The sequence below is a fragment of the Pseudolabrys sp. FHR47 genome (assembly GCF_005153485.1).
In the GTDB taxonomy this organism is placed as follows: Bacteria; Pseudomonadota; Alphaproteobacteria; order Rhizobiales; family Xanthobacteraceae; genus Pseudolabrys.
Genome location: NZ_CP039740.1, coordinates 3,883,030 through 3,909,027 on the forward strand (window position 1 = coordinate 3,883,030; position 25,998 = coordinate 3,909,027).

Here is a 25,998-nt window from a genome sequence, read left to right on the forward strand (position 1 = left end):
TGTTGACAGCCATAAAATAGTCGATGAGGCTATAAGCACGAAAAATGCCGATGACTTGAGCTCGGCAGGCCGAAAGGCCTCGCCGCCAGTGAGCACAGGACCTCGGCTATGCAGGGACCTTCAGGAATGCCGCTCGCCAAGTCCGATCTCACCGGCCTCTTTACCGCTATCGTCACGCCGCTCACGGCCGACGGATCTGTCGATATCAAGGCCCTTCAGGCGCTGGTCCGCTTCCAGCTGGAAGCCGGCGCGTCTGGCATCGTCCCGATTGGTGGCACCGGCGAGTACCCCGCATTCTCCCGCAGCGAGCGGCGCGACATCGTCGCCGCCTGTGTCGATGCGGCTGGGGGCAAGCCCGTCATCCCTGGAGTTTTGTCCACCGGTTTTGCCGATGCGCTCGAGGCGGGCCGCGATTTCGCCGCCGCCGGCGCCGCCGCCGTCATGACGGTGACGCCCTATTACGCGCCGGGCACCCAGGCTGGAATGCGGGCCTACTTCCAGCGCTACCGCGACAGCCTCGACCTACCGGTGATGCTCTATCAGATCCCGCGCCGTACCACGGTGGCAGCGATGGCCGACACCGTGCAGGCGATGGCCGAAGACGGTTCTATCATCGGCATGAAGTATTCGTCGTACGACATGCCGGACTTCATCCGCACCATCAAATACTGCGGCGACAAGATCGCGATCCTCAGCGGCGAGGAGCCGCTCTTTGCCACCCATGTCGCACTCGGCGCGCAGGGCGGCGTGCTCGCTTCGGCGACGATTTATCCGAAAATCTGGCTGGAGATCTTCGCTCTCGCGAAGCAGGGCAAGCTGAAGGAAGCGCTCAAGCTCCAGGACAGCATCGATCCGGTTGTCGACTCCATCTATGTCGAAACCAATCCGGGTCCTCTGAAGACCTACATGGAACTGGCCGGCATGCCGGTCGGTGGGGTGCGCCTGCCTTTGCTCGGCCCCTCGCCTGAAACGCTCGTCAAGCTCAAGGCCGCCGCGCAGTACGCCAAATCCGTCAAACTGGCCTGAGCGGAGACGCGCCCGTGCTCGAACGCCTGCGCACCATCGTCGGAGACAAGGGATTGCTCAGCAATCCCACCGACATGGCGCCATGGCTGTCGGATTGGCGCGTTCGTCGTACCGGTCACGCCATCGCCGTCGTATCGCCGGCCAACACCACCGAGGCCGCCGCGGTTATCGCGCTGTGCGCCGAGGAAGAACAACCGATCTTTCCGGTTGGGGGCAATACCGGGCTTTGCTTCGGCGCCGTGCCGGAAAGCGACCAGCCGAACAAACCCGGCATCGTCATTTCGACACGGCGCATGAACCGTATTCGCGCCATCGATCGCGCGACCGGACTGGTGACGGTTGATGCCGGCGTCGTACTCGGCGACTTGCACAACGCCGCCGCCGACATCAGTCGTCAGTTTCCGCTTTATCTTGGCAGCGAAGGCAGCGCGCAGATCGGCGGCCTGATCTCCACCAATGCCGGTGGCACCGGCGTCGTGCGCTACGGCCCGATGCGCGATCTCGTCGCTGGCCTCGAGGTTGTCATGGCGGACGGCCGCGTTCTCTCCGACCTGACCGGCCTGCGCAAAGACAATACCGGCTACATGCTGCGGCACCTGTTCATCGGCGCCGAAGGCACGCTCGGCCTCATCACCGGCGCGACCTTAAAACTCCATCCGCGTATGTCGAACGCGGCTCATGCCTGGGTGTCGGTTCCGGACCCTGCCGCCGCGGTTACCCTGCTCGCGGCGTTCCAGGATCGCGCCGGTTCCTACATCCAGGCATTCGAACTCGTCTCTGCTTCGCAATTCGAATTCGTGAAGCGTCACATCGACCGCGTTCGTTTTCCATTCGACACCATTCCCGCCTGGTCCGTCATGATCGAACTCGGCAGCGAAGACTCCTCGACCGCGCTCGCCGATATTCTTGAGAAGATGCTCGGCGAATACCTCGAGAACGGCACCGTGCTCGATGCCGCGATTGCCGCTTCCAAACAGCAGGCGGCCGACTTCTGGCACGTGCGCCATTCGGTATCGGAAGCCAACAAGAAGGAAGGCATCGGCATCGTGCACGACGTCGCGGTCCGCACGTCCGACGTCGCCGCTTTTATCGCCGATGCCGACAAGGTCGCTGCTGCGCGCTATCCGCAGGCCGTGACGGCGGTCGTCTGCCATCTTGGCGACGGCAACGTGCATTACATCCTGATGTTTCCGCGCGAATTCTGGAACGCACTCAAAGACCCGGACGCTTTCGCGCTCGAGGTCGAACAGGCGGTGCATGACGTCGCCGCGAAATATTCAGGCACGTTCAGCGCCGAACACGGCGTCGGCCGCAAGCTGACCGAGGAACTACAACGCCTCGCCGACCCGCTTCGCTACGAACTGATGGGCCGGGTCAAACAGATGTTTGATCCGAAAGGCCTGATGAATCCCGGTGTCCTGCTGGCCCGCCCGGCCGGCAAGACGCCACACCTGATGCCGGTCGCGTCTTCACTGAAGCAAGTACCAACCAAGGGGAGTTTCTAATGATCGGAAGAAGAGATCTTGCTGGCCTTCTGGGCGCTGGTGCCGTCACCGCGACCGCACTGACCCTCACCTCGACCGCCGCCAAGGCGCAAGCCGCGCAGAACACCTTCGACAAGGTGATGGCGGCCAAGAAAGTCCGCGTCGGCTCCGTCGCCGCCGGCCTGCCGTGGTGGTACCGCGACAACGCCACCGGCAAATGGGGCGGCCAGTTCTACGACATCTCCTCGGCGCTCGCCGAAGACATGGGCGTGCAGCTCGAACTCGTCGAGACCACCTGGGGTAACGCGGTGCTCGATCTGCAGGCCGACAAGATCGACGTGATGTTCGGCCTCAACCCGACGCCGAAGCGCGCCATGGCTGTCGATTTCACCGGCAAGGTCTATGACAGCGCGCTCGTCATCATTGCCCGCCCCGGCTACGAGCCGAAGACCTGGAACGAACTCAACGATCCGAAGGTCAAGATCTCGGTCGACGTCGGTTCGGCGCACGATCAGGTCGCCGGCCGTCTCGCCCCGAAGGCGGAGATCATCCGCTTCAAGTCCATCGACGAAGCCACGCTCGCCCTGCGCAGCGGCCGTGTCGACGCACAAGTGATCTTCTGGATGGGCGCCGTTCGCGCTGTGAAGAAGGACCCGCAGCTCGGCAAGGTCGTGGTGCCGCAGCCGTTGTTCGGCTCGACCTCGAACGCCGCGGTCCGCCGCGAAGCCGACAAGACCTGGCGCGATTTCCTCACGACCTGGATCACCTACTCGGCAGGCCTCGGCATCATCCGCACCGCGGTTGTCCGCAGCCTCGAGCATGTCGGCCTGTCGCTCGACGACATCCCGCCGGGCGTGACTTTCTGATAGCAACCTCGCGAAGGCTCCCGGCGACGGGAGCCTTCGCCCCGTTCGTCGCGGCGGGGCGTGCCCTTTTACCGACACGCAGAAAGAGCGGTTCGTTAAATGTATACTTGGGATTTCAACGTCGTCTGGAAGTACCACAATCTGTTTCTGGTCGGCACAGGCGTCACCATCGGCCTGACGATCGCCATCGTGATTCTCGGCCTTCTGATCGGCCTCGTCGCCGGACTCATGCAAATTTCCCGCTCGCCGACATTGCGCTGGCTTTCCTGGGCCTACATCGAGATGTTCCGGCTGACGCCACTTCTCGTGCTGCTGCTGTGGTTCTATTACGCGCTGCCGATCATGACTGGCATCAAGCTGGACGCCCTGTCGGCATCGGTCATCACACTGTCGCTCTATGGCGGCTCGTTCTATGCCGAGGTCATTCGTGGCGGCATCGTCTCCATCGAGCCGGGTCAGAGCGAAGCAGGCCTGGCGCTGGGCATGACGCCGGGCCGCGTCATGCGCCGCATCGTACTGCCGCAGGCGATCAAGCGCATGATCCCGCCGCTGATGAATCAGTCGATCATCCAGTTCAAGAACACCTCCCTGGTGTCGGTGCTGGCGGTGCCGGACCTGCTCTACCAGGGCCAGATCGTCGCCATGGACACCTACCGAGCACTCGAGGTCTACACGACCATCGCGGCCATTTACGTCATCGTGCTGCTGCCGCTGACCGTCATCGTCAAGCGCGCCGAACAGCATCTGGCGCAGAGCAATTGAGGCCCGGTATGACCGAACCCTGCAAAATCGAGGTCGCCGGCCTGCGCAAGAGCTTCGGCTCGCTCACGGTGCTGCACGAGATCAGCCTGAAGATCGACACCGGCTCGGTGGTGGCGCTGATCGGGCCGTCCGGCTCCGGCAAGTCGACATTGTTGCGCTGTCTCAACCTGCTGGTGCTGCCCGAGGCCGGCCGCATCCGCATCGGTGATGACATCTTCTCCTTTGACGACGGCAGCAAACTGCCGTCAGCGCGCGAGCAGGCGCGCTTCCGCTCCAACACCGGCATGGTGTTCCAGCACTTCAACCTGTTCCCGCATATGACGGTGCTGCAGAACGTCATGGAAGGCCCGCTCTCGGTCAGGAACAAGCCGAAGGTCGAGGCCGAAGCCATCGCCCGCAAGCTGCTCGACAAGGTCGGTCTCAGCGAAAAGGGCGACGTGTTTCCGAACAAGCTGTCCGGCGGCCAGAAGCAGCGCGTAGCGATCGCCCGGGCGCTCGCCATGGAGCCGTCGGTGATGCTGTTCGACGAGGCGACCTCCGCGCTCGACCCCGAACTGGTGGGCGAGGTGCTCAATGTCATGCGGGCGCTGGCCGCCGAAGGTATGACCATGATCATCGTGACCCATGAAATCGGTTTCGCCCGCGAAGTCGCCGACCGCGTCATCTTCATGCGCGAGGGCCGGATTGTCGAGGAAGGCCCGGCTCGCGAGGTCATCGAGACTCCCAAAGAGGAGTCCACCCGCGTATTCTTGAGCCACTTCCACAACAGAAGCTGAGTCGGGACGACCGTGAACGATGAGAAGAAGCTGACCGTCGCCGTCATCGGTGCCGGCATTGTCGGCCTTTGCACCGCGCTGGAATTGCAACGCGACGGTCATGACGTCGTGATCATCGAGCCGGACGCGCCCGGCGGTCGTCAGGCCGCCTCGTATGGCAACGGCACCTGGCTCAACCCGGGTTCGGTCCTGCCGATGTCGACGCCCGGCCTATGGAAGCAGGTGCCGGGCTTCCTGCTCGATCCCAATGGTCCCTTCATCATCCGCTGGCGCCACCTGCCCGGTCTGATGGGCTGGCTGATCCGCTTTGTGCTGGCGGGCCGCACCTGGCCGCAGATCGAAACCTGCGCGGCGCAGCGTTACGAATTAAGCCGGACGACGGCGCAGGATCACGCCGCGCTGGCGGAAGAAGCCGGCCACCCCGAACTGATTCGCCGCAACGGCCTGATGTTCATCTACCCCAAACAGGCCGATATCGATGCCGAGGGGCAGGCCTGGCGCCTGCGCGAAAGCCTCGGCATCCGCTTCCGCAAGATCGGCAGCGCCGAATTGCGCGAACGTGTGCCCGAGCTGAGCGGCAGCTATACGCTCGGCATGCAGATCGATGAGGGCGGTCAGGTCACCGATCCGGGCGCTTATTGCAACGCGCTGTTCCAACTGGCGATGCGCCGCGGCGCGTCGCACAAGAAAGCGCGCGCCACGGGCTTCAGCTTCAATGGCAACCGGCTCGCGGCCGTCATCACCGATGCGGGCGCGGTGACCTGCGACCGCGCCGTGATCGCCGCCGGTGTCCACTCGCGCGACCTCGCGATGAAGGCCGGCGACACGGTGCCGCTGATTTCCGAGCGTGGCTATCACGTCGTCATCCCCGATCCGGGCTTCGATATCCCGACCGGCCTGATGCCGTCCGACGGCAAGATGGGCGTCATCATGACGCCGCAAGGTCTGCGTCTTGCCGGTCAGGTTGAACTGGCCTCGGTCTCCGCGACGCCGAACTGGCAGCGTGCGAAGATCCTGCTCAATTACGTGCGCCGGATGTTTCCGGGGCTCGCCGCCAAGGTCGATGCGATCGAGAACGATGTCGGCTCGCCGCACTATTGGATGGGGCATCGGCCTTCGACACCGGACGGCCTGCCCTGCATCGGCGCGGCGTCCGGATCGACCGACATATTCCACGCCTTCGGCCACGGCCATGTCGGCATGATTCAGGCGCCGGCAACCGGCAAACTCGTTGCGACATTGGTCGCCGGCCGGCAGCCGGCCTACGACGCCACGCTATTTTCGGCGCGCCGGTTCGCGTGATGGAATGGGTTCATTCGCGCATATCCTGAGCATCGAAGACGCCCGCAAGGCGGCGAAACGCCGCCTGCCTCGCCTGCTGTTCGAATACATTGATCGCGGCGCCGAGGATGAAATCTCCATCGCCGCCAACCGTGAGCGGCTCGATGCCATCGAGCTTGCGCCTTCGGTATTGATCGATGTCACCGGTCGCTCGATGGCAGCCGAGCTCTTTGGTGCGGTGCAGCCGAGCCCGCTGATCATCGCGCCGACCGCGGTCGCCGGCCTTGTCTGGCATGACGGCGAGATCGCCCTCGCTAAGGCCGCGGCCAAGGCCGGCATTCCGTTCTGCGTGTCGACGCAATCGATCACGCCGATCGAACGCATTGCCGCCGAATCCGGAGCGCGGCTGTGGTTCCAGCTTTATGTCTGGAAGAACCGCCAGCGCACATTGGCGCTGATCGACCGCGCCTTTCAGGCCGGCGCCGAAGCACTGGTGCTGACGGTCGATACCGCCGTCGGCCCGATCCGTGAGTACAATCTGCGCAACGGCTTTAGCATTCCCTTGAAGCCGTCGCTGCGCGCCGGCATCGACGTCGCACTGCATCCACGTTGGACCGCGAATGTGATGTTGCGTGCGCTTCTGACGTCCGGTGTACCGACTTATGCGCATTACCCGGATGAATTCCGCACGCCCATCGGCCGCAAGTCGCTGTCCACGGAGGTCGATCTCGCGCCCGACGTCACTTGGGACGATGTGCGCCTGCTGCGTGAGCGCTGGAAGGGCAAGCTGATCCTCAAGGGCATTCTCACGGTCGAGGACGCCGAGAAGGCGCTCGCGCATGGTGTCGACGGCATCGTCGTGTCGAACCACGGCGCGCGCAATCTCGATTGCGCACCGGGACCGACCGATGCGCTGCCGGCGATTGTCGCAGCGGTTGGCGAAAAACTGGAAGTGCTCGCCGACAGCGGCGTGCGCCGCGGCGCCGACATCGCGCGCTTCATCGCGCTCGGCGCCAAAGGTGTGATGATTGGACGCGCCACGCTTTTCGGGGTTGCCATCGGCGGCGCCGATGGCGCCAGCCATGTTCTCAATTTGCTGCACCAGCAATTGAGCGCGACGATGGGCATGCTCGGCGCGCGCGAATTAAGCGACATCCGCCTCGCCTGATCCCCCCGTGTCATGCCCCGCGAAAGCGGGGCATCCAGTATTCTCCGAAGAACGGGTGGCTACTGGATCGCCCGCTTTCGCAGGCGATGACAACGGTGGAAATGGTCTGACAGCGAATGCTCAGCCTTTCCGCTTCATCTTCCCACAGGCCACTGCGATGCGGCGCAGCGTCTCGATCAGTTCCGCTTCCGACGTCGTGCGACGTCGACTACCTTCCGACCCGACGAAGTAGAAAAGCACATCGCTCCAGACCCAGCTGGTTCACTCGCGGCCTCATCCGGCTTTCTTGAACCGGATGTGGATATTCTTCTCCTGCGTGAAGGAGAACATTTCCTCGAAACATTCCTCGCGGCCGATGCCCGATTGCTTGAAGCCGCCGAACGGGGCGCCGAGGAAATGCTTGCTCACCTCGTTGACCCAGACGAAGCCAGCCTCCACGCGCGCGGCCGTGCGCATCGCGGTGTTGATGTCATTGGTCCAGATCGAACAGGTGAGCCCGTATTCCGGCGCGTTGACGGTCTTGATCATCTCGGCCTCGTCCGACCATTTCAGAACCGCCTGTACAGGCCCGAAGATTTCCTCGCGGGCGATGCGCATCGTCGGCGTCACATCGGCAAAAACCGTCGGCTCAACATAGAAGCCGTTCTTTAGGGCTTCGTCGTCCGGCCGCTTGCCGCCGGTAAGTAAGCGAGCGCCCTCCTCCTTGGCCGAGGCGATGTAGCTCAGCACGCGCTCATACTGCAGTTTCGAGACGATGGCGCCCATCGTCGTCTTCGGGTCGGTCGGGATGCCGGGCTTGAAGCGCGCAATGCGCTGCTTCATCAGCTCGAGCACCCTGTCGTAGATCTTCTCGTGCAGAAACAGCCGGCTGGTCGAGCCGCAGGACTGCCCGCACCAGGTGAAGTTCATGCCCCCGACGGCAGCGGCGGCCACTTCTTCAGGATCCGCATCCGGATAGGCGATCAGGGCGTTCTTGCCGCCGAGTTCGAGCAGCACCGGCTTCACCGTCTCGGCGGCGGCACGCATCACCGCCTTGCCAGTCGGCAGGCTGCCGATCAGCGCGACCTTGGCGATGCCCGGATGACCCGCCAGCGCCGCGCCGACTTCACGACCGCCCGGCAGCACATTGAACACACCCTTTGGCAACACGCCATCCAGCAATTCGGCAAGGCGCAGCGACGACAAAGGCGCCTGCTCCGGCGGCTTGATAATCACAACATTGCCGGCCGCCAGCGGCGCCGCGGATTTGCCGGCGCAGAACATGAACGGGTGGTTGAAGGGGATGATGCGGCCAACGACACCGAGCGGCTCACGGACCGAGAAATTCATCACATTCGGACCCATCGGGATCGAATTGCCCTTCATTTCGGTGACGAGCCCGGCGAAGAATTCGATCTGCGCCGCCGCGACCATGGCGTCGCTGACCATCTCACTGACCGGGTTGCCACCATCGGCGGCATCGATCATCGCCAGTTCGCCGGCATTGTCGCGCAGGATCGCGGCGATTCGCTTGAGGATTTTCGCGCGCTCCAGAGGCAGCACGTCGCGCCATTCACGATACGCCGCCTGCGCCGCGGCGACCGTGCGGTCGACATCGGCGCCGTCGCAGACCGCGACCTTGCCGAGGCTCTCGCCGGTGCCGGGATTGATGGTGTCTGCATAACCGCCGCCCACCGGCTTGTGCCAGGCCCCGTCATAATAGGCGTCCCGATGCTCGGGCAGTCGCACAGTCGACGGAAACGGTTGAGGCGTGGTCACATGAGCGGTCATCGGTGTTTCTTTGTCCTGGTTCGCCCGCGGCGTCGCCGCCGCGGGCCTGAAGTCGCGGCATCAAATGCCGGTTATTTCTTTTTCGGTGGTACCTGGAAAAATTCCGCCAGCTGCTCCTTGGACAGCGGCGCCGATAGGAACTTCGTGGCGATCGCGTCGGCCATCACGCTGTCGATGCCCTGAATGCGATCCGGATCGAGGGCGGCCTCGGAATAGAACTCCGACATCGCTTTCTTGGTTAGATTCTCCGGGATGCCCGAAAAGTCCTTGTAATATTCGAGTGCCTTTGGATCGGTGTACATCCAATGCAGCGTCTCGCGATAAGCATCCATAAAGCGCGCGATGACCGGCCCATCCTTTTTAAGCCGGTTGGCATTGGCTATTACGAGGCGCACGGTCTGATCGCGCATCGACGGCACGTCGCTGCCACGGCCGATGATGCGGATTTTGCCCTCTTCTATTTCCTTGAGTCCGAAAGGCGGCGCAGCCCAACCGACATCCACCTGCCCGGACATCACGGCCGTGAGCGTCGCCGGCGGGCTGCCGGTTTTTTCCGCCTTGGATTTCAGATTGAAGGTATTAAGGAAGCCGAGCACGATCATGTTGGTCGATGACCCGGCGGTCGAATAGGCGATCGTCGTCTTTTCGGTAGCGTCCTTGATGCTCTTGAGCGGCGAGTCCGACTTCACGTACCAGTAAAGGTCGTTTGAGCCCACCGTGGCCGAACCGATGCCGCGGATCGGCGCGCCCTTGTCGAAGGCGCGCAACGCTCCGCTGGTGCCGACGCCAATACCAATATCGGCGGCGCCGGAGATGATGGTCTGCAGCGTCTCGCCCGCGCCCGCGGTGTACAGCAGCTCCAGCGCCAGGCCGTGCTTTTTGAAGATGCCCGCGCGGTTCCCGAGTTCCGCAATCGCGGTCTCCCAGTTGCCGCGCTGGCCGATGGCCAGCTTGAGGCTATCCTCAGCGAATGCGCCCGTTGCTGTCGCGGCGAGCATCGCCAGGGCGAGGGCCTGCCGTCCCCATCGTCCGTATCGCATTGTCTCCTCCTTTGGTTGACGTTTTTGGTCTTATTTTCGCGTTTCGAGGCCGCCGAAGCGGCTGACGATTGCGTTCGCGCCGATCGCGAAGGCAAACAGGGTAATCAGGAGCGCGTACATGCGCGGCATGTCGAAGATGCTGTAGGCCTGCATGATCAGGTAGCCGATGCCGCGGTTCGACAGCTTCGTCTCGGCGAGCAGCGTGCCGATAATGGCGATGCCGAGGCCCAGGCGGATACCATTCATGACCGAAGGTCGCATTGCCGGCAGATAGACCTTCTGCGCCATCTGCCATCCCTTCGCCCGGAAACTGCGGCCGACGCGGATCAGCACCGGATCGATCTGGCGCATCCCGGCGGCGGCGCTCAACGCAATTGGGAAGAAGCAAGACACAGCGCCCATCGCGATCTTCGATCCAGGACCGACGCCGAACCACATGATCATGATCGGAAAGAAAATGATCTTGGGCGTGGGCCCGAGATAATAGATGTAGGGTTCGAGGGCGCGGCCGAAGAAGCGGGAGCCGCCAAGCAGAACCCCGGTCATGAATCCGATCGAGCCGCCGATGGCCAGCGCCGCCAGCACTTCCGACACGGTGACCAGCAAGTTCCAGTAGAAGACCTGACTCACGAGCAGCCCCGCCAGTGCCCCACCGATGGTCAGAAGCGACGGAACGACGTCGCGGTAAAGCCAGCCCGAACGCGCCAGGATTTCCCACCCTGCCAGCAGCAGCAGAAGCAGCAGAATTCGCAGTTGCATGACGCCGATCAGTGGCGCCGCACTCTTGGGTTTCGCGCTCATGATGCCCGCCGAAGCCATTGTTCCAGCCTCTCGGTAACGATGAAGAACAGGACGCTGACCAGGACAACGAACACGATGGTCGCATACATGCCGGCCATGTCGTAACGCTCGGCAAGGTCGTTGATGAGCTGGCCGAGCCCGCCGAAATTGATGAGAAACTCGACGCCGACGATATTGATCAGTGCGAAAATCAGTCCGAGCCGCAAGCCGACGAAGATCGTCGGCAGCGCCGACGGGAGCATGATCTTGGTGATCATCTGCGACCGCGTCAGGCGGAAGCTGCGACCGACATTGACCAGCGATTGCCGCGTGCCCGACAGTCCTTCAATAGTCTTTAGAATGAGGGGTGGCAGCCCGGCAATGACGCCCATTACGATAATGGTCGCCGCCGAGCGACCAAAGATAACGAGGAACAGCGGATACATCAGAACGATCGGTGCCGAAGCGAGCGCCGAAATCCAGGTCTCTGTCGCCTTGCGCAATAGCGGCATCTGATAGAGCAAGACGCCAATCGGAATTCCGATCAGAGCCAGAGCCACCATCGCGTAAAAGCATTCCTGCAGTGTGGCCAGGAAGCGCGTCATCAAATGTTCTTCGCCGAACAGACGACCGAAGCTGGCCATGATCTCTGTCGGCAGCGGCACGATGAACCGGTTGAGGACGCCGGCGCGCAACAGTCCTTCGATAATGACGGCGGCCGATACAAGGCACAGGAAGCCGAAGGCTGGCGGCAGATATCGCCCGGCGTTTCCGGCAACCGCCCTCATCGCGCCCGCTCCGATTCCTGCATGCCGCGGCTCGCTTCCTCCCGCAGATCGCCCCAGATCCGGCCGACATAGGCGCCGAACTCGGGGCTGCTAACGACATCCGAGGTGCGCGGACGCGGCAGGTCGATCTCGACCATGCGCTTGAGCTTGCCCGGGCGGTAAGTCATCACCAAGATGCGATCCGAGAGCTGCACCGCCTCGGTGATATTGTGCGTGATGAGCAATGTCGTCTGCTTCAGCTCCTGCTGAATCTGCAGGACCTTGTCGCCGAGCAGGAGGCGCGTCTGCTCGTCGAGCGCGGCGAACGGCTCGTCCATCAGCAGAATCTTGGGTTGCGACACCAGCGTGCGCGCGATCGCAACACGCTGGCGCATGCCACCCGAGAGTTCCGACGGATGCCGGTTCTCGAAGCCGCTCAAGCCCACGAGGTTGATGAAATGGCGCGCCTTCTCTTTTCGTTCGGCTTTCGGAACATGCGCGATCTCGAGCGGAAAGCAGACATTGTCCATGACCGTGCGCCATGGGAATGTCGACTCCTCTTGGAACACCATGCCGATCGAGGGATGCGGGCCACGCACCACCTCGCCATCGACCGTAACGGTGCCATCATGGTCGGGCGTCAGCCCGCCAATGATGTTGAACAAGGTCGACTTGCCGCAGCCCGATGGTCCAATGACGCTGAGGAATTCGCCGGATTCGACACCGAAGGAAATATTGTCGACGGCGACGATCGGGCCTTCGCGAGTTTCGAACGTCTTGGTGACGTCCACTGCCGACAGGACGTACGCGGCGGCGGCTTGCACCGATGCATTCTTTTTCAGGGCTTGTGTCATTCCGCCCCCTTTCGCAGCATGACATTGGTGGTGGCCGCCGCATAGCCGGGCTCGACCCGGACATCGATCACGGCCACGCCGCCGGCCTCGACCACGGCAATCGCATCGGCGTAAGCCTTGTCCATCTCCGCCACCGTCCGCACCGGGCCGTAGCCTTCCGCACCCTGCGATCGCGCCATCGTGGCGATGTCGATCTCGGGGTCGGCCATCCGCTGGCCAATCCATCGGTTTTCGACCGGACGGTCGCGCATGCGAGCGACCCGCTCCTGGTGCAGTTCATCGTTGAAGAACGAGCGGTTGTTGGCGATGACGAAGAGCAGCGGGATGCGGTAGTGCACCGCGGTCCAGACGGCCGTATTGCCCATCAGGAAATCGCCGTCGCCGCAGATCGCGACGGGCATCCGGCCGCTGCCCTTCAGCGCCAGCGCCGCGCCGACGGAAATGCCGGGGCCGCCGCCAATGCCGCCGCCACCATCGCTGCCGAGGAAGTCGAGCGGATGGCGCAACGGCCACCATCCCCCGTTCCACGACAACGGCAGATGAGTCAGCGATACGGCGCGTTCGCCGAGCGCACGGCGCAAGCCCATCGCCAGATGCTCGACGCTGAGCGCCGTGCCTTCCGACGGCATAACAGCTAGCGCACGCGGCTGAACCCGCGCCGCCGGCGACGCATTCGACGCCCGAGCCAGCGCGATGACGGCTTCGTCGGGGTCGCAGCCGACAAAAAGGTCGACCGGCGCCAGAGCCTGGTAATCCATGCTCCAGCCATTGTGGATCTGCTGGTCGGCGGAAATCTGGATCACCTTGGCGGAAGGCTTCGCGCCTGCCGAACGCAAGGCCCCGGCAAGATCGACCCAGTCGAGGCTGAGAATGAGATCGGCGTTGGCGATGGCGTTCGCCGCCTCGCCGCCCGGTACCAGCATCACCGGATCGCCGGCATGCAGCGGATGATCGGTCGGGAACGAAGCGCCGACCTTGATGTCGGTCAGCACACGGGCGTTGAGCTGTTCGGCAAGGCCGACACGTGCGCTCCACGCATCGATCCGGCGCGAGGCGCGGCCGGCCAGAATGACCGGAGACTTCGCCGCCTTGAGCAGCTGCATCGCTTCATCGAGCGCGCCGGCGGTGATGCCAGAGGCAATCGGCGGGGAGAGCCGCGCCACATCGGGAATCGCGATCGGCGCCGCTAGCTTCGCCTCCTGCATCTCGGCGTCGAGCACGACATAGGTCGGCCCCTGCGGCACCGTATTGGCGATCCAGTTGGCGCGCACCAAGGATTCGCAAGCGGCTCCCGCCGACGCCGGCTGATCGTCCCATTTGGTGTAGTGACGAACGACCGCACCTTGATCGCGTGCAGTGTGGATCCAGTCGATCCACGGCCGCCGCTTCATCGCATCGACGGGACCGGTGGCGCCGATGACCAAAACCGGCATGCGATCGCACCAAGCGTTGAAGATCGCCATGGTCGCGTGAAACAGACCGACGTTGGAATGCACGGCGGCCGCCATGGCACGGCCGGTGACCTTGGCCCAGCCATGCGCAATCGCGACCGCGGTTTCCTCGTGCAGGCAAAGCAGCATCTGCGGTTGCTCGTTGCCGAGGTGATTGACGAGCGAATCGTGCAGGCCGCGATAGCTCGCTCCGGGGTTGACTGCGATGTATGGGATATCGAGCGCCCGCAGCGTTTCGGCGACCGCGTCGCTACCGAAGCCCGCCGCATTGCCGCCCGTCCGTACAGGACGTTCGATCGCGCCGTCGCCGTTTTCAGGCACAGGCAATTGCTCGCTGGCGCGTCGCGTCACGGCGAGTCCTCTCTATTTCATTCAGCCGCTTGGCGCGGCCGTTATCTTGGCATCACGATAGGCTTTGACATTCGCCATGAGAAGCCACTAAATTCGCGCCGCTTTGTTGCAAAATAATCAACAATCGAGGGAACGCCATTGGATCGCTTCCGCACCATGGAAAGCTTCGTCCGGGTTGCGCGAACGGGCAGTTTTACGGCCGCCGCCGACCAACTGGGGCTGTCGCGCGCCCTGATCTCGCGCCATGTCAGCGATCTTGAACGGCGGCTCGGCGTCCGGCTGATGACCCGCTCCACCCGCACCCTGCAACTGACCGAAGAAGGCCGCGCCTATCTCGATTACTGCGAAACGCTGTTTCGCGACATCGAGGACAAGGAGCGCTCGATCGTGATGACCAAGACCGAGCCGGCGGGAACCTTGAAACTGATCACGCCGAAATCCTTCGGCCAATTGCATCTCGCCGACGCCATCATCGATTTCGCCCGCGCCCAGCCGCGCCTGACGATTTCGCACATCCTGGAAAACATCTCGTTTCGGGCCAGCGAATTCGCCGAACGTGGCATCGACCTGGCCTTGCGCTTTTCGCCAATCGCCAACCGGACGCTGGTGTCGCAGCATATCGCCGACATGGAATGGGTGCTTTGCGCCGCGCCGGACTATCTGTCGAGCACCGAGCGGCTAACCAAGCCGTCCGACCTGACCCATCATCCCTGCCTCGTGCATATCCATGCCGCGCCCGACGATCATTTCTGGCGCTTCGAGGGGCCGCGCGGCAATGTTGCCGCCCGCATTTCGGGATCGTTCTATTCGAACAGCGCACTGACATTGCGCAAGGCCGCCCTGGCCGGGCTCGGCATCACGCTGGTTCCGCGCTACAGCGTGGCCGACGACCTCGCCAATGGTATGCTGGTCAATGTTCTGCCGCGCTATCGCGTGCCGTCGCGGCCGCTGCTCGCCATCTATCCGCGCGCCAACCAGGTGCCGCGAAAGGTGCAGACCTTCATCGAGTTTCTCACCAAATGGATTGCGACGCGCGACGTCGGCCGCCAGCCGTCCCGCCACCACCGTCCCGGCATCCCGGCGCGGCCGGTGCCCGCGGCCTCGCCCAAGCCTCAACCGCGGCGGACTGCCCGCATCGCCCAGCGCTCCCAGGCGCGATCAACCGCGTAAGGCCTCAGATTGAATTCGCCGGACATGGCGACTTCGCCGGGCGTCAGCGTCTCGTATTGCCCAAGTTGCGCCGCCGCAAGCTGCGTGCGTGCATTGTTGGCAAGGTAGACGCAGCGGAACACCGCCTCGCGCACCGAACGGCCAGCCACTGTGGCGCCATGCCGACGCATCAGAACGACGAAGTTCTCACCGAGCGCCCGGGCCAGCGAAGCGCCCTCCTCCGGCTTGGCGACAAGCAGATTGGTGTCGCCGAATTCATCCTGACTGTCCCACACCGGTACCGTCGCGCCGATGGTCGCACCGAGATGGGTAACGGGCCGCAACGGCACATTGGCGATGCAGAACGGCATCACCGCAGGCGCATGATGATGGCATACCGCCATCACATCCGGCCTCGCTTTGTAGATTTCGCCATGAATGACTCGCTCGGAGTAATACGATCGCTTGTCCGCTTCGAGCGGGTCGCTATCGAGCGTGAAGCGGACGATGTCGGCTTCCTCGACCAGTTCGGGCGCCCGCGCGCGTGATAATAGATAGGTCGATGGATCGTCCGGCGCCCGCATGCTGATGTGCCCGAAGCCGTCCAGCACATCCTCATTCGCCAGCACATGATTGGCGACGACCAGTTCGGCAATGCAGTCCTTAAGCGACGCCATGGGCTCAATCCTTGTCAGATGCTGAACTGCTCGTGAGTCCCCGGGTGAAACAGTTCCTCGGGCGTTACCAATCGCGACGACAGGCCCTGCGCATGATGGTGCTTGAGGAACACCTCCAGCGTCTTGCGATTGGCGTGAAGGCCGTAGGACCAGAAATCATCGCCCATCGTCGCGCGCGCCTCGGCGACGCGTTCCTCCATGAACGGCAAAGTGACCTTGCTGGCGGAAGGATCGGCGAGCAATTCCAGACCGACATTCTTCGCCTGCGAAAATGCCTTGAACACCGCGGCCGGCAGCCACGGATGCTGCTCGACAATGGTGCGCCTCACCCCGACCAGATGCATGATCGGGAAAACACCGGTGCGCTTGAAATTGTCCTGCGCCGCCGCGACCGGGTCTGAAAACAACCAGCCGACGTTGGGCGTGTCGCGCGGCAATGCCGGCGGACGCGGCGCAATAAAGCCGTCGATCATGCCTTCGGCGAGGAGCGCCGAAATCGACTTCCCGGCCGGAGCATCCTCCAGATGCACATCCGTCGGCAGCGTGATCTTGATCTTCTCGGGCCGGTCGGCGTCGGCAATGCCGCCGCGCACCCAGTGAATATCGGACGGCTTGACGCCGAAATCGTCTTCGAGAATGGCACGCGCCCACACATTGGCCGTAAGCTGATATTCCGGCAGGCCGACCTTCTTGCCCTTCAGATCCGCCGGCTTCTTGATCCGGTCGGTGCGGACCCAGATGGCGTTGTGTCGAAAGGCCCGCGAAAGGAAGCACGGCACGCCGACATAGGGCCCGCCACCCTGCGCCGTCTTCACCGTGAAACTCGACAGCGACAATTCGCAAATATCGAATTCGGCATGACGCAGCGCACGGAAGAAGATTTCTTCCGGCGACAGCGTCATGAAGGTGGGATCAACACCGTCGATCTGAACGGTGCGGTCGATCAGCGCGCGCGTGCGATCATAGGGACCGACGGCGACGGAAAGATTGAGCTGGGCCATGACCTCGCCTTTACGATTATAGCTGCCGCCGATTGTTCCGCGACGGAAGACTTACTTTCAAGGCTATGGCCCATATCGTCACCCGCATCCGCACGCAATGAATAAATCAGCTCCGCAGCTCGCCCATCGGCCCGCATACGCTCCGACACACCGCCGCGACCTGGCTCATGCAGCGCGGCGTTCCCACCTGGGAGGCTGCGGGCCATTTAGGTATGTCTACCGAAAAGGGCTGAAAACGTTGGTGGGCCCGACAAGACTCGAACCTGCAACCAGACCGTTATGAGTGGCCTAATCTACCTGGGAAGGTCAGGCCTCGGCATCCCAAGCATCACTACGCAGATCCTTAATTCCGGCGACGAGGTTCCGCTTCTCGATCTTGTTGGAGACCGTGCGCGGAAAGCTATCGACGTAAGCGTAAAAGCGCGGCACCTTGAAAGCCGCGAGATGACGGCGCGCATGGGCGAGCACTGCCTGCGGCGGCAAATCTGATTGCTGAAGACCGGGCTTGAGCTGCAGATAAATCTTCACCTCCTCGCCCCGCATCGGGTCCGGAACCGGCACGGCGGCGCAATCCTCGATCTGCGGCAGCTCGCGGATAACAGCTTCCACCTCGCGGGCAGCGATATTCTCGGACGACCTTCGGATCATGTCCTTCAGCCGCCCGACGAGCCACAGAAAACCCTGTTCATCCACCTCGAACAAATCGCCGGTCCGGAACCAGCGCGCCCCGCCATCGTCCGCTTCCCGAAAGGCGTCCGCATCGGCGTCCGGGCGGTTCCAATATCCTTTGAGGATGCCGCGACCTCGTACCCACAATTCACCGCGCTCACCGGGCGACACTGGCCGGCCGGCTTCGTCGCGAATTGTCGTTTCGCGAAACGGACCGTCAATACCGACCGAGCCGGAATCGTACATTGTATCGAGCGCAGGCGGCATTTGCATGCCGAGGCCGATCTCAGTCATGCCGAAGGCTTCGCGCGCGAGTACATTGAAACGCCGCTTGAAGTCGCGGCAGGTCTCGCCGTCCCAACCGAAGGTCGCGACCTGTTTGAGCGCCGTCGTATTATCGTCGGGAGCTTCCGGCTGGCGCGTCATCAGGATCGGAAACTGGCACCATTCGATGCGGTACTTCTTCACCCAGCCGATAAAGCGCGTCGACGACAACTGAGGGGCAATGAACAAAGTGCCGCCGACGACCATCGTCTTAAGCAAATGCCATTGCGGGTCCATGTAGAAAAACGGCTGCGCCGTCATCAGCCGGGACGCAGGCACGGCGTCCCACGCTGCCGCCGCTTGTGCCAGGACCATCCAGTAGTCGTGGCTGAGCATGCAGCCCTTGGGGAAGCCGGTCGTCCCAGAGGTGTACTGGATGTTCATCAGGTCGTCCGGGCCGATGCCCGGATCAGCCGCCCGCGTTTCCGGCGCCGCTGCGATAAGCGCATCGAAATCCGCCATGCCCGACGCGGCCGCGCCATCCGGCACAAGAATGCGCCCAGCCGGCGGCAACCGATCGCGCTCCTCCACATCCGCCAGGACCGCGAGGAAAGATGGGTCGATCACCAGGGCGGATGCGCCGGAGTCGCCGGTGACATATGCGATCTCGCGCGGCGTGTACCGCGTGTTGACCGGCACATGGATCGCGCCGATCTTGGCCAGGGCAAGGAACAGGAGCGGGTAGAGGATCCGGTTCGGCAGCATGACCGCAACACGATCGCCACGGCGGATACCCAAAGCGGCCAGAGCATTGGCGATCTGGTTCGACCGGCGATCGGCCTCCGCGTATGTCGCGACTTCGCCTCTATCGAACACGTTGATGAGGCAGCGATCGCCAAATTCGCTCGCACGCCCGCGGCAGAAATCGCCGATCGTCGTGGTCAGGAAACCGGCTTCAAGCGCCTTGACGCGCGCCTTCTCAATCGCAAGCGCGGCGGCGGATACCCGTCCCGTCATCGCCGTCAATCCTGCTTGCCGTTATTGCCGTTGCGGAAAAAGCCGGTGCCCGCACCGGGGCCGGCATAAGCAACCCGCTGGAAGCGGAACAGGGTTCCCGCGTAATCCATGGCCTGCTCGCGCGGCATATCCATCGCACGGTTATAGGCATCGAGTTCGACCTGCACGGCGACCGGCGGATGAGCGGCGATGACATCGGCCATCGCACGCGCTTCGTCCATCAAGCGATCCGGCGACACCACACGGTTAATGAGATGGACCGAGAGCGCCTTCTCGGCGCTGATGGTTTCGCCGAGCAACAACATTTCCATAGCCACAGCCTGCGGCACGATGCGGCCGAGCCGCGTCATAGCGCCGGCGCCGCCCATCCCGTAGGCGATCTCGGGCAATCCGAACTGGGCGCGATGCGTCGCAATGCGCAGTTCCGTCAGCAACAGGAGATAAATGAGGCCCTGCCCCAGGCAATAGCGATCGACCGCGCCGATGATCGGCTTGACGCGGCGCAGTCGCATCACGTCCTGCTCCCAGCCTGGACGCGTCAGGCCGGTGCGCGGCTCATGAACGTGCGGCGACAAATGCGCTTCGAGCGCCTCCTGTGGTGTCAGGCTGGGCAATTCGGTGCGAATGTCATCGCCGGCACAGAAACTCTTGTCGGCAGAGCCGGTGATGATGCCAACGTGGATATCCGGGTCGCAATTGAAATCGACCAGCGCGTCATACAATTCGCGATGCATCTGCGGGGCGAAAACATTGACCTTGCCATTGTCGATGGTGAAGGTCGCGATGGCGCCGGATTTTGAATAGACGATTGGCATGGCTGATTTCTACGGGTTGTTGCGCAGACGCGCGGCGAACAGAATGACCGCGCTCATGACAAAGAGAACGAGCGTCGATACGGCGGCTAATAGGGGAGAGAACCGCAATGTCGCTTCATCCCACATCAGCTTCGGCAGCGTCGATTGCAGCCCGCCTGACGTGAACAGCGCGACGTTTAATTCATCGAGCGAGATGACAAATGCGAACAATGAGGCCGCGATGACGCCGCCGGCAATCAGCGGCAGCGTTACATGCCGCACCGTGGCAAAGGGCGTCGCGCCGAGCGACGCGGCGGCAAGATCGAAGCGGCGGTCGTAGGTCTTCAGGACCGCCGTCACTGCGATAAATACATACGGCAACGCGATGATGGTGTGGCCGATCACCAGTCCGATGGTCGTGCCGACTAAGCCGAGCCGGGCATAGACGTAGAACAGCGCGACCGCGATCACCATGCGCGGCACCAGCAGCGGGGCGATCATCGCAGCGAAGGCCGCGCTCGCGCTACCGCCTTTCAAGCGCATGAAGGCGAAAGCCGCAGGCACGGCAACGACAAGACACAACGCCGTCGTCGACAGCGCGACGAGAAGAGAACGGCCGGCCGCATCAAGCCAGTTCGACGACGAGAGAACCTCGCGATACCAGCGCAAGCCAGGTTGGCCGGGGGGCCAGGCCAAAAATTCGCGTTCGGAGAACGACACCGGCAGCAACACAAGAAGCGGCACGATCAGAAACAGAATGGTGCCGACGGCGAGCGCGGTCGTTGCCTGGCCGCGGCGGCCCGGCAACGGCGCCGGTAGGCGCAAAGCCTCGGCAATGCCGGCAAACATATCGCCCAGCGCCCCGACGATCCGCCGGCCGAGAATGCTTTCGCCCGACGTCTGGCGCGCGGTTCCCGACAGCGTTGAAAGGCCGACCAGCCGGTCGAACAGAAAGAACAGCAGCAGCGCCGTCAGCAGCAGCAGCAGACACAGAATGGCGGCGAACGGCCAGTTCACCAGTTCGGTGACCTGCTGGATGACGAGCTGGGTGATCATCGTCTCTCGCGCGCTGCCGAGCAGCGCCGGCGCCATGAAGAAACCGAGCGCCGAGATGAAGACGAGCAGGAACGCCGCCGTGGCGCCGGGAAACGACAGCGGCAGGTAAACCCGGAAGAAAGCCTGCACCGGCCGCGCGCCGAGCGTGCCGGCGGCAACGACCAGACGCCGGTCGATCCGCTCCATCACCCCGACCATGGTCAGAATGGCGAAAGGCACGAGCACATTGGTCATGCCGATAACCACCGCGCTCCAGCCATAGAGCAGTTCAAGCGGCTGCCCGGTAAGACCGAGCGCCGTCAGCGTCGCATTGACCGGCCCCTGCCGCCCGAGAATGACGATCCAGGCGAAGGTCCGCACCAGGAAGCTCGACCAGAATGGCAGCAACACCAGCACCGTCCAGGTCGATTTGCTGCGGGGATCGGCATTGGCAAGGATGAAGGCCGCCGGATAGCCGACGACGACGCTCAACACCGCGACCCACAGCGAAATGTTCACCGAGGCCAACATCACCTGCATGTAGGTGCCGGCCTCCCACATGCGCCTGACGTGGTCCAGCGTGATCGAACCATCCGCTCCGACGAAACCTTGCGTCATGAACCCGCCGATCGGCACGACGAAGAATAGCCCTAGCAGCAAGGCTGCCGGAACAAACAGAATGATTGGGCCTGCCGCCTTCCTCACGGAGCCTCCACGAGCGGCACAACATCTTCGGGCGAAACTGCCATCGCGATGGTCGCTCCCTGCTCGAGCAGATGGGCACCGCCCAGCACCGTCATGGTGAGCGTCAGACCGCCACCCACAGCAATGACCAGTCGATGCACAGCGCCAAGATGGATGATGTCGATCACGGTGCCCGTGAATGCGGAGTTTTCCGAAACTGCAGCAATCCGCAGACGCTCCGGCCTAACAAGCACCGTCACCTTGTGCCCTTCCGGCGGCAGACGGCCCGGATAGGCCGTACGCAAGAGGCAGCCTGCCACATCGATCGCGCCGCCGCGAACGACGCCGTCGATAAGATTGCTCTCGCCGACAAAGGCGGCAGCGAAGCGGCTGCGCGGCCGGTCGTACAACGCCACCGGCGTGTCGATCTGTTCGACGCAGGCCTCGTTCATGAGACAAACGCGATCGGACAGCAGCATTGCTTCTTCCTGATCGTGCGTCACATAAACGATGGTCTTCTTCAATTCAGCATGGAGTTTACGGATTTCGAGCTTGAGTTCGTCGCGCAGCTTCTTGTCCAGCGCGCCGAGCGGTTCATCCATCAGGACGAGTTGCGGTTCGAACACGATGGCGCGTGCGAAAGCGACGCGCTGCTGCTGACCGCCGGAAAGCTCGTTCGGCAGGCGCGAGGCAAGGTGCCCAAGCCGCACGAGATCGAGCGCACGGCCAACCGCGGCTTTCACTCTGCCTTGCTCCTGCTTCCGCATGCGCAGAGGAAACGCCACGTTCTCGAAGACGCTCAGATGCGGGAACAGCGCGTAATTCTGGAACACGACGCCGATTTCGCGGCGATAGGCCGGGCTTAACGTGATGTCATGACCGTCGAGCAGGATATGGCCGCCGGACGTCTCGGTTAGCCCCGCGATCATCATCAGCAAGGTCGTTTTGCCTGAACCCGAAGGCCCCAGCAGCGTGAGAAACTCGCCGTTGGCCACAGTGAGGTCGGTCGGGTGCAACGCCACCGCATCGCCGTAGCGCTTGGTGACGCCCCGAAGGTCGAGCTTGGGAGGTGTCATGGAATCTGCAACCGGATCATGACGCCGTAGCGCCGAGGGCGCTACGGCAGACCTTGATAAGACCGAGCGAGCGCGCCGGGATCAACCCACCAGCCATTTGGTAAAGCGCTCGGTCGCCACATCGCGCGTCCGCGTCCAGAAATCGACGTCGACATTGAGCGCGGTCGCGCGGTTCGCCGCGAATGTCGGCATGGTCTTGGCGATATCGGGCGCGATCTTGTCGAGCGCGGCCGCGATCGTCGGGCCATAGCCAGTCGCGGTGGCGAATTTCGCCTGACGCTCCGGCGCCAGCGCGAACTTGATGAATTCGCGGCAGACATCGACATTGGGACCACCCTTGAGAATGACCCAGCCTTCCGTCTGCCACAGCGCATGGTCCCACATGATGGCGACAGGCGCGCCGGCCTTGATCGCGGCCTGGATACGGCCGTTCCAGCTCGGGCAAAAATCGACCTCACCGGATTGCAGCAACTGCGTCGATTGCGCGCCCGAGGTCCACCAGACGGCGATATCCTTCTTGACGCTGTCGAGCTTCTTGAACGCTCGATCGAAGTCGAGCGGGAACAGCTTGTCAGGCGCGACGCCATCGGCGAGCAAAGCCTGTTCGATACTGTCGACCGGCGAGCGGCGCATGGCGCGGCGGCCTGGGAACTTCGCGGTATCGAGGAAATCCGCCCAACTCTTCGGCGGGGTTTTGACCCGGTCGGTACGATAGCCGAGCACGGTGGCCACGACGTCATTGCCCGCATAGAACGGTGAACGGAATGCCTCCGGCAGCGCTTTCCAGCCAGCGGAGTCTTCGATTTTCAGGGGCTCCAGATAGCCCGGCCCATCCGCGGCAAGTTGATTGGCGACCTGGCGCGCGACGATCGACATGTCCCACGTATAGGTCTTGGTGCCGACCATCTGCTTGATCTGGCCGATCGGATCGTTGGCGCCGGTGATCGGCTGCACTTCGATACCCGTCGCCTTGGTGAATTCGAGGGCATAAGCATCGTTGAACGAGGTGCCGATGCCGAGATCGCGCACGACGATGCGCCGCTTTTGCGCCACAACAATCGTCGGCATGCCCAGCGCCGCGATGGCCGATCCGGCCGCACCCACGAATTTACGCCGCGAGATTTTCCCCTGCTTCGTCATGCCGTGACCCTCTTTTATTTTGTGACACAAATGTCAGTTTTTATAAGCTGACATACGTGTTAGTTTTTGGCAAGCTGATTTTCATGATTAGGAGGCGACGACAGGAATGAGACCGGCACGGCAAAAGCGAACGCCCACTCGGGCGGATCGCAGCTCTTTGAGTTCGGCCGGTGCGGTGAAGCCTGCCTTGGGCTTGATCGACATTCTGGAAGCAGCGGCGGCGGAGCCCGAGTTGCGCAAGGGCGAACGAACGCGCCGGCGCGTGGTCTGGGCGAGCGCCGTCGCGCTCGAACGAACGCCTTTCGCGGAACTGTCAATGAACGACATCGCCGAGATCGCGGACGTATCGCGCGCGGCGCTCTATCAATATGTCACGTCGAAGGAAGAAGCAGCCCGCCTCGTCCTGCTGGCGCTGCAGGATCTGACGCTCGCAATGCCGAATGCTGGCTCAAGCGGACGCACGCCGCTCGAAGCCATCATCAACACGAACCGCTACTACATTAGCTATTTCGAGAAGAACGCGATCTTCATGGAGCGCGTGCGTGAGCTCCGCGAGGTGATGCCTGATTTGCTCGCCGAGAAGCAACGCGTCAATCGCCGCTGGGCCGAGCGCATCCTCGCGCACGTCGTCAAGCATCGGCGTACTCCCCTTAATCTCACGATGCTGAAGATGCGGGTGTTCGCCATGGAGTGCATGATCGATGACGTGCTGCGCGAACTGTTCGTTATTCGAAATCCTGACCTGATTGAATTGGCGCAGGATCGGGAAGCGTTTATCCAGCAATTGTCCCTCATTTGGTTCAATGCACTGTATAGCGACGACTAGAAATGACTTCAGAATTCATGGGATGTCTTCGGGCGTCGCCGATCCTTCCATCTTCCTGCACTAGTGGTTTCAATTGTCGTTGCCGTGGCGTCGCCGGTCATAGCGGGCCGGGTCTTAGCCATCACAGCTCCGAGGATCTGAGGAAGGCGGCGGAGGCGATACACGGAAGACTGAAAGTACTTCTGTGATCGTGGATGCCAATGCCCGCCTCAACCGCCACTAAAAGGCCGAAAACATTGGTGGGCCCGGCAGGACTCGAACCTGCAACCAGACCGTTATGAGCGGTCGGCTCTAACCATTGAGCTACGGGCCCGGCGCCGCCGAGGCTTCAAGACGGGGCGGCGGCCTCATCTAACAAAGCGCAGGCGGGTCACGCAATTGGCGTGCGGCCAGCCTGTCATTCGCGGATCAAGGCAGCCCCGTGAGCACGACTCGCATTGCGTGCAATTTACAGGTTCGCGCAGGACAAAGATGAGCGGCCGCAAGCCTTTGGCGTTTTCCACGACTCAGTTATGCACAGGTCATGCTGCCGATCTTCCGAATTATTTCAGTGGGCGGCGTAACTCTCGCCATAACAATCCTGGTCCTGGCACTCATCCCGCCGGGCGGAACACGTTTGGTGCGACCGCAGCACGACGTCGTTGTCGCGCGTGGTCCGTTGATGGATTCTGGCACGCATCCGGAGTGGCGGCAGTTTCTCATTCATGCGGCGCTCCGCCGCGCGGGTGAACTGGAGCGCTTGCGCGATCTCCGCGACACCATCGTTCGTACACCGGACATCGTTGAACCTGGACCGGAATTCGAGACCACCGTCGAAACGCCGGCCGCGCCCGACCGGCCGTTGTTGGCCGGCTTGACGTCCGGTGCCGAGAACCGCGATCCGGAGGAGTTCACCGGCTCGATCGGCCGCGCGTCGGGCTCCACCATTCCGATCGAGATCGGCGAAGCTTCCTCGACTGAATTGCCGGTCGCCTCTGCCGAAGAGACACCGCCCGTCATTCGCCTTCCGGCTCTGCAAATGCCATCGCTCGAACCGATGCCGGCGGTCGAACCTCCGGCCGTCAGCGGGCCGGCCAAGAAGCCGGAGATGCGTTCACGCGCGGTTCAACAACGCCCACGTCGCAAACCGCCCGCGGCGCCCGAACCGCAGCCACTCCCGCCACCTTTCAATATTCTTGCGGCGATCTTCGGCAGCCTGGCCAATGCCCCGCAGCCAACGGGCAATCGGCAGGCGCTGAATACGCGCGCCGTGACCCGGTAGGGTGCCGCCGCTCTCAGAATCGATTGCGT

General features: G+C 62.8%; 23 protein-coding genes, 1 tRNA gene and 1 pseudogene. 11 read left to right on the forward strand and 14 right to left on the reverse strand.

Annotation, left to right across the window (positions count from 1 at the left end; all coding sequences use genetic code 11):
• Positions 1-126: 126 nt before the first annotated feature.
• The 7 genes from dapA to E8Q40_RS19005 all read left to right on the forward strand — a co-directional run bounded on the left by dapA (position 127) and on the right by E8Q40_RS19005 (position 7,363).
• Positions 127-1,026 carry a 4-hydroxy-tetrahydrodipicolinate synthase gene (gene dapA, locus E8Q40_RS18975; protein WP_137046005.1) on the forward strand — a complete coding sequence of 300 codons (900 nt, stop codon included), beginning with the start codon at positions 127-129 and terminating at the stop codon, positions 1,024-1,026.
• A gap of 14 nt (positions 1,027-1,040) precedes the next feature.
• Entirely contained in the window at positions 1,041-2,531 is a 1,491-nt protein-coding gene (locus tag E8Q40_RS18980) for an FAD-binding oxidoreductase (RefSeq protein WP_137046006.1), read from the forward strand.
• Positions 2,531-3,376, forward strand: a complete 846-nt coding sequence (locus tag E8Q40_RS18985; RefSeq protein ID WP_137046007.1) for a transporter substrate-binding domain-containing protein — start codon at positions 2,531-2,533, stop codon at positions 3,374-3,376. The genes E8Q40_RS18980 and E8Q40_RS18985 overlap by 1 nt, the downstream gene beginning before the upstream one ends.
• 99 nt (positions 3,377-3,475) lie before the next feature.
• Complete coding sequence (locus E8Q40_RS18990; protein WP_137046008.1) at positions 3,476-4,138, forward strand: amino acid ABC transporter permease; 663 nt, start codon at positions 3,476-3,478, stop codon at positions 4,136-4,138.
• Between the two features lie 8 nt (positions 4,139-4,146).
• Entirely contained in the window at positions 4,147-4,914 is a 768-nt protein-coding gene (locus E8Q40_RS18995) for an amino acid ABC transporter ATP-binding protein (protein ID WP_137046009.1), read from the forward strand.
• Between the two features lie 12 nt (positions 4,915-4,926).
• Positions 4,927-6,216 (forward strand): FAD-binding oxidoreductase, encoded by a 1,290-nt coding sequence (locus E8Q40_RS19000; RefSeq protein WP_246662921.1) that lies wholly within the window; start codon positions 4,927-4,929, stop codon positions 6,214-6,216.
• A gap of 4 nt (positions 6,217-6,220) precedes the next feature.
• Positions 6,221-7,363: an alpha-hydroxy acid oxidase gene (locus tag E8Q40_RS19005; RefSeq protein WP_137046010.1), complete on the forward strand. Its 1,143-nt coding sequence runs from the start codon at positions 6,221-6,223 to the stop codon at positions 7,361-7,363.
• A gap of 273 nt (positions 7,364-7,636) precedes the next feature.
• Here E8Q40_RS19005 and E8Q40_RS19015 read toward each other — a convergent pair whose 3' ends face one another.
• The 6 genes from E8Q40_RS19015 to E8Q40_RS19040 form a co-directional block, all read right to left on the reverse strand.
• Positions 7,637-9,133: an aldehyde dehydrogenase family protein gene (locus E8Q40_RS19015; protein WP_137046012.1), complete on the reverse strand. Its 1,497-nt coding sequence runs from the start codon at positions 9,131-9,133 to the stop codon at positions 7,637-7,639.
• A 71-nt stretch (positions 9,134-9,204) separates the two neighbouring features.
• Positions 9,205-10,173: an ABC transporter substrate-binding protein gene (locus E8Q40_RS19020; protein ID WP_137046013.1), complete on the reverse strand. Its 969-nt coding sequence runs from the start codon at positions 10,171-10,173 to the stop codon at positions 9,205-9,207.
• 30 nt (positions 10,174-10,203) lie between these two features.
• On the reverse strand, positions 10,204-10,974 hold the full coding sequence (locus E8Q40_RS19025) for an ABC transporter permease (protein WP_246662922.1): 771 nt from the start codon (positions 10,972-10,974) through the stop codon (positions 10,204-10,206).
• Positions 10,971-11,741 (reverse strand): ABC transporter permease, encoded by a 771-nt coding sequence (locus E8Q40_RS19030; RefSeq protein ID WP_137046014.1) that lies wholly within the window; start codon positions 11,739-11,741, stop codon positions 10,971-10,973. Before E8Q40_RS19030 ends, E8Q40_RS19025 begins: the two co-directional genes overlap by 4 nt.
• Complete coding sequence (locus tag E8Q40_RS19035) at positions 11,738-12,574, reverse strand: ABC transporter ATP-binding protein (protein WP_137046015.1); 837 nt, start codon at positions 12,572-12,574, stop codon at positions 11,738-11,740. The genes E8Q40_RS19030 and E8Q40_RS19035 overlap by 4 nt, the downstream gene beginning before the upstream one ends.
• Positions 12,571-14,376 carry a thiamine pyrophosphate-binding protein gene (locus E8Q40_RS19040; RefSeq protein WP_370455208.1) on the reverse strand — a complete coding sequence of 602 codons (1,806 nt, stop codon included), beginning with the start codon at positions 14,374-14,376 and terminating at the stop codon, positions 12,571-12,573. The genes E8Q40_RS19035 and E8Q40_RS19040 overlap by 4 nt, the downstream gene beginning before the upstream one ends.
• 138 nt (positions 14,377-14,514) lie before the next feature.
• Between E8Q40_RS19040 and E8Q40_RS19045 the strand changes: the two genes are divergently transcribed.
• On the forward strand, positions 14,515-15,546 hold the full coding sequence (locus E8Q40_RS19045; protein ID WP_137046016.1) for a LysR family transcriptional regulator: 1,032 nt from the start codon (positions 14,515-14,517) through the stop codon (positions 15,544-15,546).
• Here the strand turns inward: E8Q40_RS19045 and E8Q40_RS19050 are convergent.
• Positions 15,489-16,202, reverse strand: a complete 714-nt coding sequence (locus tag E8Q40_RS19050) for a class II aldolase/adducin family protein (RefSeq protein ID WP_137046017.1) — start codon at positions 16,200-16,202, stop codon at positions 15,489-15,491. The genes E8Q40_RS19045 and E8Q40_RS19050 overlap by 58 nt on opposite strands.
• 14 nt (positions 16,203-16,216) lie before the next feature.
• Positions 16,217-17,203: an ABC transporter substrate-binding protein gene (locus tag E8Q40_RS19055; protein ID WP_137046018.1), complete on the reverse strand. Its 987-nt coding sequence runs from the start codon at positions 17,201-17,203 to the stop codon at positions 16,217-16,219.
• A 125-nt stretch (positions 17,204-17,328) separates the two neighbouring features.
• Between E8Q40_RS19055 and E8Q40_RS22305 the strand changes: the two are divergent.
• Positions 17,329-17,427: pseudogene (locus E8Q40_RS22305) on the forward strand (site-specific integrase); the annotation flags it as partial.
• 82 nt (positions 17,428-17,509) lie between these two features.
• Here E8Q40_RS22305 and E8Q40_RS19065 read toward each other — a convergent pair.
• The 5 genes from E8Q40_RS19065 to E8Q40_RS19085 form a co-directional block, all read right to left on the reverse strand.
• The gene (locus E8Q40_RS19065) at positions 17,510-19,153 is read right to left on the reverse strand and encodes a class I adenylate-forming enzyme family protein (protein WP_137046019.1); all 1,644 of its coding nucleotides are present in this window, start codon (positions 19,151-19,153) and stop codon (positions 17,510-17,512) included.
• A gap of 5 nt (positions 19,154-19,158) precedes the next feature.
• The gene (locus E8Q40_RS19070) at positions 19,159-19,968 is read right to left on the reverse strand and encodes an enoyl-CoA hydratase/isomerase family protein (protein ID WP_137046020.1); all 810 of its coding nucleotides are present in this window, start codon (positions 19,966-19,968) and stop codon (positions 19,159-19,161) included.
• Between the two features lie 9 nt (positions 19,969-19,977).
• Positions 19,978-21,687, reverse strand: coding sequence for an ABC transporter permease subunit (locus E8Q40_RS19075; protein ID WP_137046021.1), 1,710 nt, complete (start codon positions 21,685-21,687; stop codon positions 19,978-19,980).
• Positions 21,684-22,742, reverse strand: coding sequence for an ABC transporter ATP-binding protein (locus E8Q40_RS19080; RefSeq protein WP_137046022.1), 1,059 nt, complete (start codon positions 22,740-22,742; stop codon positions 21,684-21,686). The genes E8Q40_RS19075 and E8Q40_RS19080 overlap by 4 nt, the downstream gene beginning before the upstream one ends.
• An 81-nt stretch (positions 22,743-22,823) precedes the next feature.
• Positions 22,824-23,882, reverse strand: coding sequence for an ABC transporter substrate-binding protein (locus E8Q40_RS19085; RefSeq protein WP_137046023.1), 1,059 nt, complete (start codon positions 23,880-23,882; stop codon positions 22,824-22,826).
• Positions 23,883-24,075: 193 nt separating this feature from the next.
• Here E8Q40_RS19085 and E8Q40_RS19090 point away from each other — a divergent pair, with 193 nt between their 5' ends.
• Complete coding sequence (locus E8Q40_RS19090; RefSeq protein WP_168197912.1) at positions 24,076-24,708, forward strand: TetR/AcrR family transcriptional regulator; 633 nt, start codon at positions 24,076-24,078, stop codon at positions 24,706-24,708.
• 237 nt (positions 24,709-24,945) lie between these two features.
• Here E8Q40_RS19090 and E8Q40_RS19095 read toward each other — a convergent pair.
• Positions 24,946-25,021 (reverse strand) — tRNA-Ile (locus tag E8Q40_RS19095).
• 210 nt (positions 25,022-25,231) lie between these two features.
• On the opposite strand from E8Q40_RS19095, the gene E8Q40_RS19100 reads away from it, so the two are divergent.
• Positions 25,232-25,969, forward strand: a complete 738-nt coding sequence (locus E8Q40_RS19100; protein WP_137046025.1) for a hypothetical protein — start codon at positions 25,232-25,234, stop codon at positions 25,967-25,969.
• The last annotated feature ends 29 nt before the right edge of the window (positions 25,970-25,998 follow it).